Here is a 19084-nt window from a genome sequence, read left to right as displayed (position 1 = left end):
CGCCGTAGGATTTCCTACTATGACGCGCCAGCACAGCACATCATCGGCCCGCGGCGCGACGTCACGGCTGGCGGGCCCGATGGTGTTCGACATCACCCGGCTCGGGCGCCGCCCCGGCGCGATGGTGACGTTGCAGAAAACCGTGCCCAGCCCGTCGCGCATCGGGCTGGACATGGTCGCGATCGAGGCGGATGCCCCGCTCGAGCTGGACTTACAGATTCAATCGGTGTCCGAGGGCGTCTTGGTGACCGGGACGGTCACCGCGCCCACGGTCGGCGACTGCGCCCGTTGCCTGACCAGGCTCGACGGACAGGTGCAAGTGCGGCTCACCGAGTTGTTCGCCTACCCGGACAGCACCACCGAGGCGACCACCGAGGAAGACGAGGTGGGCCACATCGTTGACAACACCATCGACCTCGAGCAGTCCATCGTCGACGCCGTGGGACTGGAGCTCCCGTTCTCGCCCGTGTGCACGCCGGACTGCCCGGGGCTGTGCCCCGAGTGCGGCGTTTCGCTGGCCGCCGAGCCGGCCCATCACCACGATCGCATCGACCCTCGGTGGGCCAAGCTGGCGGGCATGTTCGGCGCCGAATCGGACGAGCCGCGGGGTAAGCGGTGAGTTCACGGCAAGCGCTACTCGATGCCCTCGGGGTCGAGCTGTCGGAGGAACTGCTGTCCCTGGCGCTGACGCACCGCAGCTACGCGTACGAACACGGGGGACTGCCGACCAACGAGCGCCTGGAATTTCTGGGCGATGCCGTGCTGGGCCTGACCATCACCGACGAGCTGTACCACCGCCATCCCGACCGCACCGAGGGTGACCTGGCCAAACTGCGCGCCAGCGTGGTCAACACGCAGGCGCTGGCCGACGTCGCGCGCAAGCTGTGCGACGGGGGTCTCGGCGTCCACCTGCTGCTGGGGCGCGGGGAAGCCAACACCGGCGGCGCCGACAAATCGAGCATCCTGGCCGACGGCATGGAATCGTTGCTGGGCGCGATCTACCTCGATCACGGCATCGACGTTGCGCGCGACGTGATCCTGCGGTTGTTCGGCCCGCTCCTGGATGCGGCGCCGACCCTGGGGGCCGGGCTGGACTGGAAGACCAGCCTGCAAGAGCTGACCGCGGCCCGCGGCATGGGGGCGCCGTCCTACGTCGTCACCTCCACCGGCCCCGATCACGACAAGGAATTCACCGCGGTGGTCGTGGTGGCGGAAATCGAATACGGCACGGGCGTCGGCCGCTCCAAGAAGGAGGCCGAGCAGAAGGCCGCGGCGGCCACCTGGAAGGCACTCGACGTGCTGGACCCCGCGGGAAAAACGTCCGTCTAGATGCCCGAACTGCCCGAAGTCGAGGTGGTGCGCCGCGGCTTGCACTCCCACGTCGTCGGCAAGACGATCACCGCGGTGCGGGTGCACCACCCGCGCGCGGTGCGTCGGCACGAAGCGGGGCCCGCGGACCTCACCGCCCGGTTGCTCGACGCGCGGATCACCGGTACCGACCGGCGCGGCAAGTACCTGTGGCTGCTGCTGGACACGGAACCCGCCGGCCAGGAATCGGACACAGCGCTGGTGGTCCACCTCGGCATGAGCGGGCAGATGCTGCTGGGTGAGGTGCCGCGCGCCGACCACGTCCGGATCTCCGCGCTGCTCGACGACGGGACCGTGCTGAGTTTCGCCGACCAGCGCACTTTTGGTGGCTGGATGCTCGCCGACCTGGCCGAGGTAGACGGCAGCGTGGTGCCCGAGCCGGTCGCGCATCTGGCGCGTGACCCGCTGGACCCCCGTTTCGATGCCGGCGCCGTGGTAAAAGTGTTGCGGCGCAAGCATTCCGAGATCAAGCGGCAGCTTCTCGATCAGCAGGTGGTATCCGGCATCGGCAACATCTACGCCGACGAGGCGCTGTGGCGGGCCAAGCTGAACGGCGCGCGGATCGCCGACACGCTGAGCCGCAAACAGCTGACCGCCGTGCTCGACGCCGCCGCCGAGGTCATGCGCGATGCGCTGGCCAAGGGCGGGACCTCGTTTGATTCGCTCTACGTCAACGTGAACGGCGAATCGGGATACTTCGACCGGTCACTGGACGCCTATGGCCGCGAGGGTAAAGCCTGCCGGCGCTGCGGGGCGGTGATGCGACGGGAGAAATTCATGAACCGTTCGTCGTTCTACTGCCCGAAATGCCAACCGCGACCGCGGGGTTGAGCGTTCACCGCGGCTCATCGAATATGTCCCGGCGCAGCGTCCCCGCGGGCAACGCCGGGTCCACGAACCACTCGTGGCAAAACAGCGCACCGAACACCTGGGGCGGCAACCGCAGCAGTAGTCCGAACGCCCGCGCGGCCGGTCCGGAAGCGCCGATCTGAGAGCGGTGCGCGGCCAGAGCATCTCGCTTCTGGCGCGCAAAGCGAAAGACGTTGACCCGATGGGTGATTGTCGCGCGCGGAGCATATGCGCCGCGCACGACGTCGCGCTCGTAAGGCCCCGGCAGCCGCAGCAGGTGCGCGATATCGCTGACACGGAGCAGCATTTCGCGCGGCATCGTCACCTCGAGCACCCGAGGAGTGGCGGCGAGTTCGGCGGCGCGCTTGCCGACGTGGTGCACCTGCACGTGGTCGCGGTGGCCGTAGCCCCCGTTCGGCTGGTAGCTGAGCAGCAGGTCGGCGCGTTCGTCGCGCAGGATGCCGGCCAGCAGCCCGGCCGCCTCGTCGACGTCCGCACGCCCGAATCTCACGCGCCCGGGTGGATCCGGGTAGAACAGCGGACCGTAGCCGCTGTCGGCGTACCCGAGGCACTCCACCCGCTGCGCCCCGAGAACCTCTGCACTCGACCGTAATTCGTCGATGCGATGGTTTTCTTCTTCGTTGTGGATGCGCCCGTCGGTCGCCGTGACCACGACCACCCGGTGCCCGGCTGCGGCCGCCCGCGCCAGGGTGCCGCCGGTGAGCACGACCTCGTCGTCGGGGTGGGCGTGGAATGCGACCACGGTGGCCATGCAAAGCAGTATGCCCGCGCGCCGGAGTTCGGGCGCCCGGTAGAAATGAGCCATGGCCGAACTGTGGGTGGAACGCACCGGAACTCGCCGCTACACCGGTTACAGCTCACGCGGCGCCCAGGTGTTGGTCGGTTCCGAGGACGTCGAGGGCGTGTTCACGCCCGGTGAGCTGCTCAAGATCGCGCTCGCGGCGTGCAGCGGGATGTCCAGCGATCTACCGCTGGCCCGCCGGCTGGGCGTGGACTACAAGGTGGTCATCAAGGTCTCCGGCGCCGCCGACCGCGAGCAGGAGCGTTACCCGCTGCTGGAAGAGACGATGGAACTGGACCTGACCGGCCTGGCCGACGGCGACAAGGAGCGCCTGCTGGTCGTGGTCAACCGGGCCATCGACCAGGTCTGCACCGTGGGGCGAACACTCAAGTCCGGCACCAGCGTCAACTTCGAGGTCAGCGATGCCGGAGCCTGACGCCCGGCTCACCGCGTGGGTGCACGGCCGGGTCCAGGGGGTCGGTTTTCGTTGGTGGACGCGCTGCCGGGCGCTCGAGCTGGGCCTCACCGGTTACGCGGCCAACCAGGCCGACGGCCGCGTTCTGGTGGTCGCTCAGGGGCCGCGGGCGGCGGGGGAGAAGCTGCTGCACCTGCTGGAAGGTGGTAAGGCGTGGCCGTCGCGGCCCGGGCACGTCGACAAGGTCGAGGCCGACTGGTCCCAGCCGCAGGAGCGGCTCGAGGGTTTCGTCGAGCGCTGAGGCACGTCGCGGCCTAGCGCGTTCCGCAAAGCCGTAGTCGCCATCTTTCCGTGGCTGATGTGACCACTGTGACCAGTGCGTCTACCACTCACAGCGCGGCAATGTTTCGGGCGGGCCGACACCCCTCGGTGCAGCCGTCCGGGGCGATTCGAGCGGTAGTCTGGCTCGCCGTGTACCTCAAGAGTCTGACGCTGAAGGGCTTCAAGTCCTTCGCCTCGCCGACGACTCTGCGCTTTGAACCGGGCATCACCGCCGTCGTCGGGCCCAACGGCTCCGGCAAATCCAACGTCGTCGACGCGCTGGCCTGGGTGATGGGGGAGCAGGGGGCCAAGACGCTGCGGGGCGGGAAGATGGAGGACGTCATCTTCGCCGGGACCTCGTCGCGGGCCCCGCTGGGCCGCGCCGAGGTCACCGTCACCATCGACAACTCCGACAACGCGCTGCCCATCGAATACTCCGAGGTGTCCATCACCCGGCGGATGTTCCGCGACGGCGCCAGTGAATACGAAATCAACGGCAGCAGTTGCCGTTTGATGGATGTCCAAGAGCTGCTGAGCGACTCCGGGATCGGCCGCGAGATGCACGTGATCGTCGGGCAGGGCAAGCTCGACGAGATCCTGCAATCGCGGCCCGAGGACCGTCGTGCATTCATCGAAGAAGCCGCCGGCGTGCTCAAGCACCGCAAGCGCAAGGAGAAAGCCCTCCGCAAACTCGACGCGATGTCGGCGAACCTGGCCCGGCTCACGGACCTGACCACCGAACTGCGCCGCCAGCTCAAACCGCTGGGCCGCCAGGCCGAGGTGGCGCGCCGCGCCCAGACGATCCAGGCCGACCTGCGTGACGCCCGGCTGCGGTTGGCCGCCGACGACCTGGTCAACCGGCAGGGTGAGCGCGAGGCCATCTTCGAGGCCGAGGCCGCGATGCGTCGCGACCACGACGAGGCCTCCTCGCGGCTGGCCGAGGCATCCGCGGAGCTGACCACGCACGAAACGGCGGTTGGCGAACTGTCGAGCCGGGCCGAGTCGGTGCAGCACACCTGGTTCGCGCTGTCCGCGCTGGCCGAACGGGTCGCCGCGACCGTGCGCATCGCCAGCGAGCGCGCGCAGCACCTGGATGTGGAGCCGGTTGCCACCAGCGACACCGACCCCGACGCGCTGGAAGCCGAGGCCGAGCAGGTCGCGGTCGCCGAGCGTCAGCTGCTCGCCGATCTGGCCGGGGCGCGCACCCGGCTGGATGGCGCGCGCGCCGAATTGGCCGAGCGGGAGCGCGAGGCCGCCGAGGCCGATCGGGCCCACATGGCGGCGGTGCGCGCGGAGGCGGATCGCCGAGAAGGCCTGGCCCGCTTGGCCGGTCAGGTGGAGACGATGCGAGCGCGCGTCGAATCGATCGACGACAGCGTGGCCCGGCTGTCCGAACGCATCGAACAGGCCGCCGCCCGCGCGCAGCAGGCGAAGGTGGAATTCGAGACCGTCCAGGGCCGCGTCGGTGAGCTCGATCAGGGCGAGGTGGGCCTCGACGAACATCACGAGCGCACCGTCGTCGCGCTGCGGCTCGCCGACGAGCGGGTGGCCGAGCTGCAGTCCGCCGAGCGGGACGCCGAACGCCAGGTGGCCTCGTTGCGGGCCCGCATCGACGCGCTCGCGATCGGGCTGGAGCGCAAGGACGGCGCGGCCTGGCTCACCCAAAACCACGGTGGCACAGGTCTTTTGGGCCCAATGGCCAAGCTGGTCAAGGTGCGCTCCGGCTACGAGGCGGCGCTGGCCGCGGTGCTGGGATCGGCGGCCGACGCACTGGCGGCCGAAAACTTCGGCGCGGCGCGTTCGGCGGTCGCCGCGCTCAAGGCGGCCGACGGTGGCCGCGCCGCGCTGGTGCTGGGCGACTGGCCCGCCGATCAGCCGGCGCCGCAGGCCGCCCCGGCGGGCGCGGTGTGGGCGCTCGACCTGATCGACGCGCCGGCCCGGCTGCGCGGCGCGATCACGGCCATGCTCGCCGGCGTCGCCGTGGTCGACGACCTGGACCAGGCCCTGGCGCTGGTGGCGGCGCACTCTCACCTGCGCGCGGTAACGCTCGACGGTGACCTGGTGGGCGCCGGCTGGGTGAGTGGGGGGTCGGATCGCAAGCCGTCCACGCTCGAGGTGACCTCCGAGATCGACAAGGCCGGCGGCGAGCTCACCGCCGCGGAGGCCCGGGTGGCCCAGCTGAGCGCGGCGCTGTCCGGCGCGCTGACCGAGCAGATCGCCCGTCAGGACTCGGCCGAGCAGGCGCTGGCCGCGCTCAACGAGTCCGACAGCGAGATCTCGGGGATGTACGAGCAGCTGGGTCGGCTCGGTCAGGAGGCCCGGACGTCCGAAGACGAGTGGAGCAGGCTGCTGCGGCAGCGCGAGGAACTCGAGGTGGGGCGGACCCAGACCGTCGCCGAAGTCACCGAACTGGAAACCCGGCTGCGCAACGCCCAGGAGACCCAGCACGCGCCGACGGAAGAACCCGTGAACCGTCAGCAGATCGCCGCCGCCACCGAGGCCGCCCGCAGCGTCGAAGTCGAGGCCCGGCTGGCGGTGCGGACCGCCGAAGAGCGCGCGAATGCGGTTCGCGGGCGGGCGGATTCGTTGCGCCGCGCGGCGGCGGCCGAACGCGAAGCCCGGCTGCGGGCCCAGCAGGCGCGGGAGGCGCGGCTGCGCGCCGCCACGGTGGCGGCGGCGGTGGCCGACTCCGGGCGGCTACTGGCGCAGCGGTTGAACGGCGTCGTCAACGCCGCCTCCACAATTCGCGACGCGCTGGCCGCCGAACGCCAGCAGCGTGCGACCGCGATGGCGGCGGTCCGCGACGAGGTCAACGCGTTGAGCGCCCGGGTGGCCTCGCTGACGGACTCGCTGCACCGCGACGAGGTGGCCAACGCCCAGGCGGCGATGCGGATCGAGCAGCTCGAGCAGATGGTGCTCGAGCAGTTCGGGATGGCGCCGGCCGACCTGATCGCCGAGTACGGCCCGGAGAATCAACTGCCGCCCTCGGAACTGGAGATGGCCGAATACGAACAGGCCAAGGAGCGCGGCGAACAGGTTTTCGCCCCCGCGCCGATTCCGTACGACCGGCCCACCCAGGAACGCCGGGCCAAGCGCGCCGAGCGTGAGCTGGCCGAACTGGGCAGGGTCAACCCGTTGGCGCTGGAGGAGTTCGCCGCGCTCGAAGAGCGCTACAACTTCCTGTCCACGCAGCTCGAGGACGTCAAGGCCGCCCGCAAGGACCTCCTCGGTGTGGTCGACGAGGTCGACGCCCGCATCCTGCAGGTGTTCAGCGAGGCCTACACCGACGTCGAACGCGAGTTCGCCGACGTTTTCACCGTGCTGTTCCCCGGCGGTGAGGGACGGCTGCGGCTGACCAATCCCGACGACATGCTCACCACCGGCATCGAGGTCGAGGCCCGCCCACCGGGCAAGAAGATCACCCGCCTGTCGCTGCTGTCCGGTGGCGAAAAGGCCTTGACGGCGGTGGCGATGCTGGTGGCCATCTTCCGGGCCCGCCCGTCGCCGTTCTACATCATGGACGAGGTGGAGGCCGCCCTCGACGACACCAACCTGCGGCGGCTGATCTCGCTGTTCGAGCTGCTGCGGGCGCGTTCTCAGCTCATCATCATCACGCACCAGAAGCCGACGATGGAGGTCGCGGACGCGCTCTACGGCGTGACCATGCAGGGCGACGGCATCACCGCCGTCATCTCCCAGCGGATGCGTGGCCAGCAGGTGGAGCAGCTGGTCACCAGTTCGTCGTAGCGCCGCGAAGGTGGTGGCTGCCGGGCGCCAACGCCGCCCCTGAAACAATGTCAGCGTGTCCCAAGGTCTTTGGATCGCGATCGCGGTCGTCGCTGCCCTGGTCGTCATCACCGCGCTGGTCCTGGGCCTGCTGCGGTATCGACGCCGCCGCATCAGCTTCTCGACCCGGCCCGAACCCGGGGCGATCGACCGGTCCGGCGGCTACACCGCGTCCTCGGGCATCACCTTCAGCCAGACCACGACGGCCGATCGGCTCGACACCACCGGGCTGCCCGCGGTAGGGGACGACGCGGCGATTCCCCGCGACGCGCCGCGGCGCACCATTTCCGAGGTCGAGCTTCCCGAGCCGGCGCCCGAGGCCCCCGCCCCACCACCGCCGGACGTTGCGGCCCCGCCCGCACCCGAAGCCCCGCCCGCACCCGAAGCCCCGGCCGCGCCCGAAGCCCCCATCCAAGAGATCGAGGAGATCGCCCCCACCGAGGGCCGGCTCGAGCGGTTGCGCGGCAGGCTGGCCAGGTCGCAGAACGCGCTCGGGCGCAGCATGCTGGGCCTGATCGGCGGCGGGGACCTGGACGAGGACGCTTGGCAGGACGTCGAGGACACGCTGCTGATCGCCGACCTGGGCCCGGTGGTCGCCGAATCGGTGATTACGCAGCTCCGCAGCCGGCTGGCCAGCAGCGACGTGCGCACCGAGGCCGACGCCAAGGCCGTGCTGCGCGACGTGCTGATCAAGGAGCTGCAGCCCGGCATGGACCGGTCGATCCGGGCGCTGCCGCACGACGACCATCCCTCGGTGCTGCTGATCGTCGGCGTGAACGGCACCGGAAAAACCACCACCGTCGGCAAGTTGGCCCGGGTCCTGGTCGCCGACGGGCGGCGCGTCGTCCTGGGCGCCGCCGACACGTTCCGCGCCGCCGCAGCCGACCAGCTGCAGACCTGGGCGTCGCGGGTGGGCGCGGAGGTGGTGCGGGGCGCCGAGGGCGCCGACCCGGCCTCGGTGGCCTACGACTCCGTCGACAAGGGCATTGCCGCCGGCGCCGACGTGGTGCTCATCGACACCGCGGGCAGGCTACACACCAAGGTCGGACTGATGGACGAGCTCGACAAAGTTAAGCGGGTGGTAACACGGCGCGCCGCGGTCGACGAGGTGCTGCTGGTACTCGACGCCACCATCGGGCAGAACGGGCTGGCCCAGGCCCGGGTGTTCGCCGAGGTTGTCGAGATCACCGGTGCGGTGCTGACCAAGCTGGACGGAACGGCCAAGGGCGGCATTGTCTTTCGGGTTCAGCAGGAACTCGGCGTGCCGGTCAAGCTGGTCGGGCTCGGCGAAGGCCCCGACGATCTCGCGCCGTTCGAACCGGCCGCCTTCGTCGACGCGCTGCTCGGCTGAAAACGCTTACACGACGAGCGGGACGTTAATCCCGCCGAAACATGGCGGCACCATCGCCGAAACAACAATCTCGCAATGTTCTTCGCACAGGTCATCAGACGTGCGTCTGACGGCCAGTCGTGGGCCGACCGGAGGAGATTGCGAGTGACATACCCAATACTGGGCCAGCCCAATACCGGCGATACCGCCTGGATGCTGGCCAGTTCCGCGCTGGTGCTGTTGATGACGCCGGGTCTGGCGTTTTTCTACGGCGGTATGGTGCGCGCCAGAAGCGTGCTGAACATGCTCATGATGAGCATCAGCGCGATGGGCGTGGTCACCGTGTTGTGGGTGCTCTACGGCTATTCGCTCGCTTTCGGCGATGACGCCGGCGCCGGCGTCGTCGGAAAGCCGACGTCGTTTTGGGGTCTGAAGGGCCTCATCGGCGTCAACGCGGTGGCCGCCGACCCGAGCAAAGGCGTTGCGGCGACGGACATCCCGCTGGCGGGCACCCTGCCCGCCACCGTGTTCGTGGCGTTCCAGCTGATGTTCGCGATCATCACCGTCGCCCTGATCTCGGGGGCGGTGTCCGACCGCCTGAAGTTCGGCGCCTGGCTGGTGTTCGCCGGCCTGTGGGCGACGTTCGTCTACTTCCCGGTCGCCCACTGGGTTTTCGCGTTCGACGGCTTCGCCTCCGAGAAGGGCGGCTGGATCGCGAACAAGCTGCACGCGATCGACTTCGCCGGCGGGACCGCGGTCCACATCAATTCCGGTGTGGCGGGCCTGATGCTGGCCATCGTGCTGGGCAAGCGGCGCGGTTGGCCCACCACGTTGTTCCGGCCGCACAACCTGCCGTTCGTGATGCTCGGCGCCGGATTGCTGTGGTTCGGTTGGTACGGGTTCAACGCCGGATCGGCCACCAGCTCCAACGGTGTCGCCGGGTCGACCTTCATGACCACCACGGTCGCGACGGCCACCGCGATGCTGGGCTGGATGCTCACCGAGCGCATCCGCGACGGCAAGGCGACGACGCTGGGCGCGGCCTCGGGCATCGTCGCCGGTTTGGTCGCCATCACGCCGTCGTGCTCGTCGGTCAACGTCCTCGGGGCGTTGGTGGTGGGCCTGGTGGCCGGCGTCGTGTGCGCGCTCGCGGTCGGCCTGAAATTCAAGCTGGGCTTCGATGACTCGCTCGACGTGGTCGGGGTGCACCTGGTCGGCGGCTTGGCGGGCACCCTGCTGGTGGGGCTGCTCGCCGCGCCGGAGAGCCCGGCCATCAACGGTGTCACCGGGGTGTCCAAGGGATTGTTCTACGGCGGCGGCTGGGCCCAGCTCGAGCGGCAGGCAGTCGGCGCGTTCAGTGTCCTCATCTACTCTGGGGTGGTTACGCTGATCCTGGCTTTGATCCTGAAGTACACGATCGGGCTTCGTCTCAACCCAGAGGCGGAAGCCGCGGGTATCGACGAGGCCGAGCATGCCGAGAGTGGATACGATTTCGCCGTGGCTACCGGTTCGGTTCTGCCGCCCCGGGTCCCTGTGGCGGATACCCGCAACGGCCTGGAGGAGGAGCGAGTGGGCGACAAAGTGGAGGCAGAACAGTCATGAAGCTGATCACCGCGATCGTAAAGCCGTTCACGCTCGATGACGTGAAGACCAGCCTGGAGGACGCGGGCGTCCTGGGGATGACAGTCAGCGAAATTCAGGGCTACGGGCGGCAGAAGGGTCACACCGAGGTCTACCGGGGTGCCGAATACTCGGTCGACTTCGTGCCCAAGGTGCGCATCGAGGTCGTCGTCGACGACTCCATCGTCGACAAGGTCGTGGACAGCATCGTCCGGGCGGCGCGCACCGGCAAGATCGGTGACGGCAAGGTGTGGGTGAGTCCCGTGGAAACCATTGTGCGGGTGCGCACCGGCGAGCGCGGAACCGATGCGCTATGACAACCGCCGTCAATTGCTGATTGGACCCGGGCGGGCGCCGACGGCGTGACCCCGAACGACCCCGACTCGTCCGGGCACCCGGCGGGGACAGAAAGCGCCTGCGGGGCAGTCGATTTGGCTGCCTCGCGGCGCCAACTCTTGTCTGGGGGCGGCAAGCTGCACGCCGCCGAGCTGCGGCACGCCTGGCTGGATCTGCACGAATCGTGGTTGATGGCCAAGGCGGCCGAGATCGGAATCACCGACGACAGCGGCTTCGCGATCGTCGGGATCGGCGGATTGGGCCGCCACGAGCTGTTGCCGTACTCCGACCTCGACCTGATGCTGTTGCACGACAACAAGTCCGACGACGTGCTGGGCACGGTGGCCGACAAGTTGTGGTATCCGTTGTGGGACGCCAACGTTCGGCTCGACCACAGTGTGAGAACCGTTTCCGGGGCCCTCGGGGTCGCCAACGCCGACATGATCGCGGCCCTGGGCATGCTGGACGCCCGCCACATCGCCGGCGACGCCCGGCTGTCCGACGAATTGATCGCCGGCGCACGACGGCAGTGGCGCAGCGCAATTCGCTCCCGCATGAACGAGCTCGTGGAAATGACGCAGGCCCGCTGGGACCGGTGCGGACGGATCGCGCAGCGCGCCGAGCCGGACCTGAAGTCGGGCCGCGGCGGCATTCGCGACGTGCAATTGCTCGACGCGCTGGGCGTTGCCCAGCTGATCGACCGCCACGGCATGGCGCGGCCGGAATCACCCGGTGGCTCCCTCGACGATGCCCACCTGACGCTGCTCGACGTGCGCACCGAGCTGCACCGGGTGTCGGGACGCGGACGCGACCAGTTGCAGGCCCAGTACGCCGACGAGATCAGCGCAGCCCTGCACATCGGAGACCGATTTGACTTGGCCCGCAAGCTATCCGATGCAGGGCGCACCATCGCCTACCACGCCGAGACCGGCATCCGGACCGCCGAGAACGCGCTGCCGCGGCGCGGGGTGACGGCCCTGGTGCGGCGGCCCAAGCGCCGCCCGCTGGACGAGGGCGTCGTCGAGTATGCCGGGGAGATCGTCCTTGCCCGCGACGCGCGCCCCGACGCCGACGCCGGTTTGGTCTTGCGGTTGGCCGCCGCGTCGGCCGATACGGGGTTGCCGATAGGCGCCGCCACGCTGAGCCGGCTGGCCACCAGCGCGCCGGAGATGCCGGTGCCGTGGCCGCGAGAGTCGTTGGACGACTTGCTGATTGTGCTGTCCTCCGGGCCGACCACGGTGGCGACGATCGAAGCGCTCGACCGCACCGGGCTGTGGGGCCGGCTGCTGCCCGAATGGGATGCGATCCGCGACCTGCCGCCCCGCGACGTCGCGCACAAATGGACGGTGGACCGCCACGTCATCGAGACGGCCGTCAACGCCGCACCGCTGTCCACCCGGGTGGCGCGACCCGACCTGCTGGCGCTCGGCGCACTGCTGCACGACATCGGCAAGGGGCGCGGCGTCGACCACAGCGTGCTGGGCGCGGGCCTGGCGCTCGACATCGGGCCGAGGCTGGGCATCCCGTCGGCCGAGGCCGAGTTGCTCGCGCAGCTGGTCCGCCACCACCTGCTGCTGCCGATGGTGGCGACCCGCAGCGACCTCAATGACCCCAACACCATTGAGCGCGTGGTGAAGGCGCTGAACGGGGACGCGCTGCTGCTCGAAATCCTGCATGCGCTGACCGAGGCGGATTCGAGAGCCACCGGCCCCGGCGTATGGAGCGAGTGGAAGGCGTCGCTGATCGAGGACCTGGTCCGGCGCTGCCGGCTGGTGATGGCGGGGGAGCCGCTGCCCGAAGCGAAACCCGCTGCGCCGCAATATCTTTTGCTGGCCGCCGATCGTGGCGTCCATGTGGGCATCGAGCCCAGCGGCGGCGAGCGTCTGGATGTGGTGATGGCCGCGCCGGATCAGCGGGGGCTGGTATCGAAGGCCGCCGCGGTGCTGGCGCTGAACTCGCTGCGCATCCATTCGGCCTCGGCCAGCACCCACGAGGGATTCGCGATCGTCGAATTCGTGGTGTCGCCGCTGTTCGGCTCACCGCCGGAAGCGGGCTTGCTGCGCCAGCAGTTCACCGGCGCGCTGGCCGGCGACGTCGACGTGCTGGGCACATTGGAAAAGCGTGACAGCGACGCCGTGAACGCGGCGACCAGCCGGGCCGGCGAGGTTCAGGTCGGGGTGCCCGTCACGCGGTCGAGCGCGCCGCCCCGCATCCTGTGGGTCGACTCGGCCTCACCCGACCAGCTGATCGTCGAGGTCCGCGCGATGGACCGGCTCGGGTTGCTCGCGCTGCTCACCCGCGCGCTGGAGCTCGCGGGCACCGACATCGTCTGGGCGAAGGTCAACACCTTCGGCTCGACGGCGACGGACGTCTTCTGCGTGACGGTGCCGGCCGAAGCTGCCGACGCCGCGGCCGCGGGCGCCGAGCACGGTGCGCGCGACGGCGTCGAGCAGAGCCTGCTGGCCGTGCTGGGCGGGCCGGCGGTCGAGGTGCTCGAGGAACCCGTCGGCGACTAACGCTGATGGCGGCGACCCGCTTCGCGCGGCTCGCCGCGAGCCTGACGGCGGCGACCCGCTTCGCCCGGCTCGCCGCGCTCGCGATCGCCGCGAGCCTGGCGGCGGCGGCCGTTCACGAATGCTCGGCGTTGAGCTGACGCACGGCGTCGATGCGCGCGCGCAGCTGTTCGCGGCTCGCCGCGGCGATCGGGGGGCCACCGCAGCGTCGGCGCAGTTCGCTGTGAATCCAGCCGTGCGGCTTGCCGGTGCGGTGATGGGCGATCGAGACGAGGGTGTTCAGCTCGCGGCGCAACTCCCGAAGCTGGCCATGCACGGTGGCGGGCGGGGTACCGACGGCCGACAGCGGGCCGCCCTCCTTCTGCAGCTGGGCCCGCTTCTGCAGCTGTTCGTCCTGACGCTGATGCAACAGCCTGCGCATCTGATCGGCATCGAGCAGCCCGGGAATGCCGAGGTAGTCCGCCTCCTCGTCGCTGCCGGCCGCCGCGGCGGTGCCGAACGACGATCCGTCGAAGATGAGCTGATCGAGTTCCGCATCGGCACCCAACGAGGTGAACCCCTTGTCGAGGTCGCTCTTCTCGTCCTGCGTCTTGGTGGCGGGATCGTCCTCGAGCGGATCGCCCTCGGAGACGCGGTGCGGCTCGCCGAGCACGTGGTTGCGCTGCGCCTCCAGCTCGCTGGCCAGCTGCAGCAGGTTCGGCACCGACGGCACGAAGATGCTCGCGATCTCCCCCGGGCGGCGCGACCGCACGAACCGCCCGACGGCCTGAGCGAAGAACAGCGGCGTCGAGGCGCTGGTGGCATAGATCCCGACCGACAACCGCGGCACGTCGACGCCTTCGGAGACCATGCGCACCGCGACCAGCCAGCGGCCGGTGCTCGCGGCGAATTCGCTGATCCGTGCCGACGATCCCGGGTCGTCGGAGAGCACCAGCGTCGGGGCCTCGCCGGTCAGCTTCGCCAGCAGGTCGGCATAGGCGCGCGCCGCGGTCTGATCCGAGGCGATGATCATTCCGCCGGCATCGGGGATGTGCGTGCGCAATTGGCGCAGCCGCAGATCCGCGGCGGTGATCACCGCGGGCATCCATTCGCCGGCGGGGTCCAGCGCCGTGCGCCATGCGCGTGCGGTCTGCTCGGCCGACAGCGGCTCGCCGAGGCGCGCCGCGTGCTCCTCGCCGGCGCTGTCGCGCCACCGCGCCTCGCCGGAATAGGCGAGGAACACCACCGGACGGACCACGCCGTCGGCGAGGGCGTCGGTATAGCCGTAGGTGTGGTCGGCCTGCGAACGACGTATTCCGTCGGGGCCGGCCTCGTAGGTCACGAACGGGATGGGGCTGTCGTCGCTACGAAAGGGCGTCCCCGTCAGGGCGAGCCGGCGGGTGGCGTCGCCGAAGGCTTCGCGGATGGCGTCGCCCCACGTCTTGGCGTCGCCGCCGTGGTGTATCTCGTCGAAGATGACCAGCGTCCTGCGTTGCTCGGTGCGCACCCGGTGCAACGTCGGATGCGCGGCGACCTGCGCGTAGGTGACCATCACGCCGTGGTACTCCGGCGCGATCCGCGGGTTGCTGTTCGAGAACCTCGGATCCAGCGCCAGGCCGTAGCGCTGCGCGGCCTGCGCCCACTGCACCTTCAGGTGCTCGGTGGGCACCACGACGGTGACGTGCTCGACGGTCCGTTGGGCGAGCAGTTCGGTCGCCACCCGCAGGGCGAACGTCGTCTTCCCCGAGCCCGGCGTGGCGACCGCAAGGAAGTCACGCGGCCGGGCGGCGAGGTAGCGCACCAGCGCCCTGCGCTGCCAGCCACGCAGCACGCCGGTGTCGCTGGGATCGCCGTCGGCGCGCGCCTGGATGTCGCTGAGCGGCATCGACACAGGCCCCCCGTTCGTTGCTCGCCGACGCGGCTGACTCTATTGAGTCGCGGCTGTGAAATCTAGCACGCCAACGCTTTTCGGCGCAGTAACGACTCGACCGGCTATCGTGGCGGGCTAACCGCTTCGCGGTTCTGCAGCCATTCGTGGATGCGTCCGGCAACGTCGGCCCAGCCCGGTTCGAGCATCATGTTGTGGCCCATGGAAAAGAATTCCGGTTCGGTTCGGTAGGCGCGCGCCGTGTTGCGCACCTCGCGGACGCTGACGAAGCCGTCGTACTCGGCGCCCAGGACCAAGATCGGCGTGGTCACCCGCTTGGTTTTCACGCGGCGGAGGATCGGGTCAGTCATGGCCGCGCGAACGCTCTCGGCCCCGGCACGTTGCCGGCAGGATTCGACGACGGCCTCGGGCGTGTCGGCGCAGAACAGATATTCACGGGCGAGTGCCGGGGTGGCGAGGAACTTCAGCAGCGTGGGATCGCTCCACGACTCCATCGTCATCGACGGCCGCCGCCGCCACACCCGCAACGCCAGGGTGAGTACCCCCTGCGGCGGCACCGAGCCCACCAGCACCGCGGCCGGCGCGCTTCGATCTTCGAGGTAGCGCTGGATCACGAAACCACCGAGGGAGTGGCCGATGAGGACCGGCCCGCCGCCCAGGTCGTCGGCGACCGAACGGACGTCGTCGATGTAGTCGCCGATGGACACCTTCGGTAGCGGTTTGGAGGTGGGGCTCGCGCCATGCCCGCGCAGGCTCATCGCGACCGCGCGGTAGCCGGCGTCGGCGAAGAAGTCCAGAAAGTGCTCCCAGCACCACGCGCCATGCCAGCCGCCGTGAACAAAGAGCAGCGGCACCGGATGCGCCTCGCTGCAGGACCCCTTGTCGATCACCTCGAGCATGAGCCTGACCTTTCGCCGTCTCCTGCCGAAACATAAGCCACGGCGGCGTTACCCGGCGTGTCTTCTGCGTGTTTTATGTGTCGCCGAGCCTGCGCCGGGCGACCGGCCTGAGGCCCCCACTAGGCTGGCGGGGTGTTTGAATCGCTGTCCGACCGATTGACCGGTGCCCTCGCAGGGCTGCGCGGCAAGGGTCGGTTGACCGACGCTGATATCGAGGCCACCACTCGCGAAATCCGGCTGGCGCTGCTGGAAGCCGACGTGTCGTTGCCCGTGGTGCGGGCTTTCGTCACCCGGATCAAGGACCGCGCCAAGGGCGCCGAGGTTTCCGGTGCCCTCAATCCGGCGCAGCAGGTCGTCAAGATCGTCAACGAAGAACTCATCGGCATCCTGGGCGGGGAGACCCGTCGGCTCGCGTTCGCCAAGACCCCGCCGACCGTGGTGATGCTCGCCGGTCTGCAGGGCTCCGGTAAGACGTCGCTGGCCGGCAAGCTGGCCGCCTGGCTGCGTGGGCAGGGGCACACCCCGCTGCTGGTCGCGTGCGACCTGCAACGCCCGGCCGCGGTGAACCAGCTGCAGGTCGTCGGTGAGCGCGCCGGGGTTCCGGTCTTCGCGCCGCATCCGGGCGCTTCCCCCGAATCCGGGCCCGGCGACCCGGTCGCCGTTGCGGCGGCCGGACTGGCCGAGGCGCAGGCCAAGCACTTCGACGTCGTCATCGTCGACACCGCCGGCCGCCTGGGTATCGACGACGAGCTGATGGCCCAGGCCGCGGCCATCCGCGACGCGATCAATCCCGACGAAGTCCTGTTCGTGCTGGACGCGATGATCGGTCAGGACGCCGTCACCACCGCGGAGGCGTTCCGCGAGGGCGTCGGCTTCACCGGTGTGGTGTTGACCAAGCTCGACGGCGACGCGCGCGGTGGTGCGGCGCTCTCGGTCCGCGAGGTGACCGGCGTCCCAATCCTTTTCGCCTCCACCGGCGAGAAGCTGGAGGACTTCGACGTCTTCCACCCCGACCGGATGTCCAGCCGCATCCTGGGCATGGGCGACGTGCTGAGCCTGATCGAGCAGGCCGAGCAGGTCTTCGACGCCGAGCAGGCCGAGGCCGCCGCCGTCAAGATCGGAACCGGCGAGCTCACCCTCGAGGACTTCCTGGAACAGATGCTGGCCATCCGCAAGATGGGTCCGATCGGCAACCTGCTGGGCATGCTGCCCGGAGCCGGACAGATGAAGGACGCGCTGGCCCAGGTCGACGATCGCCAGCTCGACCGACTGCAGGCCATTATCCGCGGCATGACCCCCGCGGAGCGCGCCGATCCCAAGATCATCAACGCGTCGCGGCGGCTGCGCATCGCCAACGGCTCGGGTGTCACCGTGTCCGAGGTCAACCAGCTGGTGGACCGCTTCTTCGAGGCCCGCAAGATGATGTCGTCGATGCTCGGCGGCATGGGCATTCCCGGTATCGGCCGCAAGTCGGCGACGCGGAAGTCCAAGGGCGCGAAGGGCAAGGCCGGCAAGAAGGGCAAGAAGGGCGGACGCGGTCCGACGCCGCCGAAGGCGCGCAACCCGCTGGGCGCCGGCATGCCCGCCGGATTCCCCGATCTGTCACAGATGCCCGAAGGCCTCAACGAACTGCCGCCCGGGCTGGCCGATTTCGATCTGTCCAAGCTGAAGTTCCCGGGCAAGCCGTGACGACGGCTGTGCCGCGCGGAGTGGGTCGTCACCGTTGGACGGGAAGCAGGTAGCCGCCCGGTGCGCATGCACGTGCGGGGCGTGGGGTTGCCCGACGAAACCGAGATCGAACTGTGGATCGTCGACGGCCGCATCAGCGCCGAACCCGTCGCGGGTGCCGACACGGTTTTCGACGGCGGCTGGATCGTGCCCGGGCTCGTCGACGCGCATTGCCACGTCGGCCTGGGCGATCACGGCGAGATTCCGCTGGACGACGCGATCGCCCAGGCCGAGATCGAACGCGATGTCGGCGCGCTGCTGTTACGCGACTGCGGGTCGCCCACCGACACCCGCAGCCTCGACGACCGCGACGATCTGCCCCGCATCATCCGTGCGGGAAAGCATCTGGCCAGACCCAAGCGGTATGCGGCGGGCTTCTCACGTGAGCTGGAAGACGAATGGCAACTGCCGCAGGCGGTGGCCGAAGAGGCCAAGCGCGGCGACGGCTGGATCAAGCTGGTCGGCGACTGGATCGACCGCAGCGTCGGCGATCTGGCCCCGCTGTGGTCCGACGACGTGCTCAAGGCCGCGATCGAGACCGCGCACGCCCACGGCGCCCGGGTCACCGCGCACGTCTTCAGTGAGGACGCCCTGCCCGGGTTGATCAGCGCCGGCATCGACTGCATCGAGCACGGCACCGGCCTGGACGACGACACCATCGAGCTGATGGTCGAGCACGGGACGGTCCTGGTCCCGACGCTGGTCAACATCGTGGAGAACTTCCCCGGAATCGCCGACGCCGCCTCGAAGTACCCCGCGTATGCCGCGCACATGCGTGACCTGCATGCGCGCGGGCTGTCCCGGATCGCGGCGGCCCGCGACGCGGGCGTGCCGATCTACGCGGGCAGCGACGCCGGCACCATGGTCGCGCCCGGGCGCATCGCCGACGAGGTCGAAGCGCTCAAGAGCATCGGGATGAGCCCAACCGAGGCGCTGGGCGCGGCGTGCTGGGACGCGCGCCGATGGCTCGGCCGGCCCGGCCTCGATCACGGCGCCTCGGCGGACTTGCTGTGCTACCCGAGCGATCCGCGCTCGGGCATCGCCGTGCTGAACAGCCCCGACCTGATCATGCTGCGCGGCAACATCTTCCGGTCACCGGCCTAGCCGCGCGCCGCGGGGCCGGCGCACGGCCGCCCCGCCGCGCCGAGCTTACCGCGATTGCGGCTCCGGCTTGCCTCGATGACGCACACTTACCACCGGCACCGAATACTTCGCTGGTTGTGCCGGCGGGTAAAAAGATTGCGAGCGCT

Annotated in this window: 16 protein-coding genes; 13 read left to right on the top strand and 3 right to left on the bottom strand. The window is 69.8% G+C overall.

Annotated elements, in window-relative coordinates; genetic code table 11:
* Positions 1-19 precede the first annotated feature (19 nt).
* Genes AC5Y4H_RS20185 through mutM form a run of 3 tightly spaced genes read left to right on the top strand, consistent with a single transcriptional unit; the run spans position 20 to position 2199 of the window.
* The gene (locus AC5Y4H_RS20185) at positions 20-619 is read left to right on the top strand and encodes a YceD family protein (RefSeq protein ID WP_499984342.1); all 600 of its coding nucleotides are present in this window, start codon (positions 20-22) and stop codon (positions 617-619) included.
* Complete coding sequence (gene rnc / locus AC5Y4H_RS20180) at positions 616-1329, top strand: ribonuclease III (protein ID WP_499984340.1); 714 nt, start codon at positions 616-618, stop codon at positions 1327-1329. Before AC5Y4H_RS20185 ends, rnc begins: the two co-directional genes overlap by 4 nt.
* Positions 1330-2199: a DNA-formamidopyrimidine glycosylase gene (gene mutM, locus AC5Y4H_RS20175; protein WP_499984338.1), complete on the top strand. Its 870-nt coding sequence runs from the start codon at positions 1330-1332 to the stop codon at positions 2197-2199.
* 4 nt (positions 2200-2203) lie between these two features.
* On the opposite strand, the gene AC5Y4H_RS20170 is transcribed toward mutM, so the two are convergent.
* Complete coding sequence (locus AC5Y4H_RS20170) at positions 2204-2989, bottom strand: PIG-L deacetylase family protein (RefSeq protein ID WP_499984337.1); 786 nt, start codon at positions 2987-2989, stop codon at positions 2204-2206.
* 52 nt (positions 2990-3041) lie between these two features.
* Here AC5Y4H_RS20170 and AC5Y4H_RS20165 point away from each other — a divergent pair, with 52 nt between their 5' ends.
* The 8 genes from AC5Y4H_RS20165 (at position 3042) to AC5Y4H_RS20130 (ending at position 13480) form a co-directional block, all read left to right on the top strand.
* Positions 3042-3455 carry an OsmC family protein gene (locus AC5Y4H_RS20165; RefSeq protein ID WP_499984336.1) on the top strand — a complete coding sequence of 138 codons (414 nt, stop codon included), beginning with the start codon at positions 3042-3044 and terminating at the stop codon, positions 3453-3455.
* Positions 3442-3735 (top strand): acylphosphatase, encoded by a 294-nt coding sequence (locus AC5Y4H_RS20160; RefSeq protein ID WP_499984335.1) that lies wholly within the window; start codon positions 3442-3444, stop codon positions 3733-3735. The genes AC5Y4H_RS20165 and AC5Y4H_RS20160 overlap by 14 nt, the downstream gene beginning before the upstream one ends.
* A 170-nt stretch (positions 3736-3905) precedes the next feature.
* Entirely contained in the window at positions 3906-7502 is a 3597-nt protein-coding gene (smc, locus tag AC5Y4H_RS20155; RefSeq protein ID WP_499984333.1) for a chromosome segregation protein SMC, read from the top strand.
* Between the two features lie 55 nt (positions 7503-7557).
* Positions 7558-8892, top strand: coding sequence for a signal recognition particle-docking protein FtsY (ftsY, locus tag AC5Y4H_RS20150; RefSeq protein WP_499984331.1), 1335 nt, complete (start codon positions 7558-7560; stop codon positions 8890-8892).
* A 192-nt stretch (positions 8893-9084) separates the two neighbouring features.
* Positions 9085-10473, top strand: a complete 1389-nt coding sequence (locus AC5Y4H_RS20145; protein ID WP_499984440.1) for an ammonium transporter — start codon at positions 9085-9087, stop codon at positions 10471-10473.
* Positions 10470-10808: a nitrogen regulatory protein P-II gene (gene glnB / locus AC5Y4H_RS20140; RefSeq protein WP_003878721.1), complete on the top strand. Its 339-nt coding sequence runs from the start codon at positions 10470-10472 to the stop codon at positions 10806-10808. The genes AC5Y4H_RS20145 and glnB overlap by 4 nt, the downstream gene beginning before the upstream one ends.
* Before the next feature lie 45 nt (positions 10809-10853).
* The gene (locus AC5Y4H_RS20135; RefSeq protein ID WP_499984330.1) at positions 10854-13343 is read left to right on the top strand and encodes a [protein-PII] uridylyltransferase; all 2490 of its coding nucleotides are present in this window, start codon (positions 10854-10856) and stop codon (positions 13341-13343) included.
* 5 nt (positions 13344-13348) lie between these two features.
* Positions 13349-13480 carry a hypothetical protein gene (locus tag AC5Y4H_RS20130; protein WP_499984328.1) on the top strand — a complete coding sequence of 44 codons (132 nt, stop codon included), beginning with the start codon at positions 13349-13351 and terminating at the stop codon, positions 13478-13480.
* Here AC5Y4H_RS20130 and AC5Y4H_RS20125 read toward each other — a convergent pair.
* Both AC5Y4H_RS20125 and AC5Y4H_RS20120 read right to left on the bottom strand, forming a co-directional pair.
* Complete coding sequence (locus tag AC5Y4H_RS20125) at positions 13456-15204, bottom strand: DEAD/DEAH box helicase (RefSeq protein ID WP_499984437.1); 1749 nt, start codon at positions 15202-15204, stop codon at positions 13456-13458. The two genes, AC5Y4H_RS20130 and AC5Y4H_RS20125, sit on opposite strands and share 25 nt — an antisense overlap.
* 107 nt (positions 15205-15311) lie before the next feature.
* Complete coding sequence (locus tag AC5Y4H_RS20120; protein ID WP_499984327.1) at positions 15312-16106, bottom strand: alpha/beta hydrolase; 795 nt, start codon at positions 16104-16106, stop codon at positions 15312-15314.
* A 132-nt stretch (positions 16107-16238) separates the two neighbouring features.
* Between AC5Y4H_RS20120 and ffh the strand changes: the two genes are divergently transcribed.
* Positions 16239-17795, top strand: a complete 1557-nt coding sequence (gene ffh / locus AC5Y4H_RS20115; RefSeq protein ID WP_499984325.1) for a signal recognition particle protein — start codon at positions 16239-16241, stop codon at positions 17793-17795.
* A 66-nt stretch (positions 17796-17861) separates the two neighbouring features.
* Positions 17862-18938 (top strand): metal-dependent hydrolase family protein, encoded by a 1077-nt coding sequence (locus AC5Y4H_RS20110; protein WP_499984434.1) that lies wholly within the window; start codon positions 17862-17864, stop codon positions 18936-18938.
* Positions 18939-19084 lie beyond the last annotated feature (146 nt).

This window comes from Mycobacterium sp. NGS58 (genome assembly GCF_059812385.1).
The sequence above is the reverse complement of the archived record's forward strand: the minus strand, read 5'-3'. Positions and strand labels throughout refer to the sequence as shown.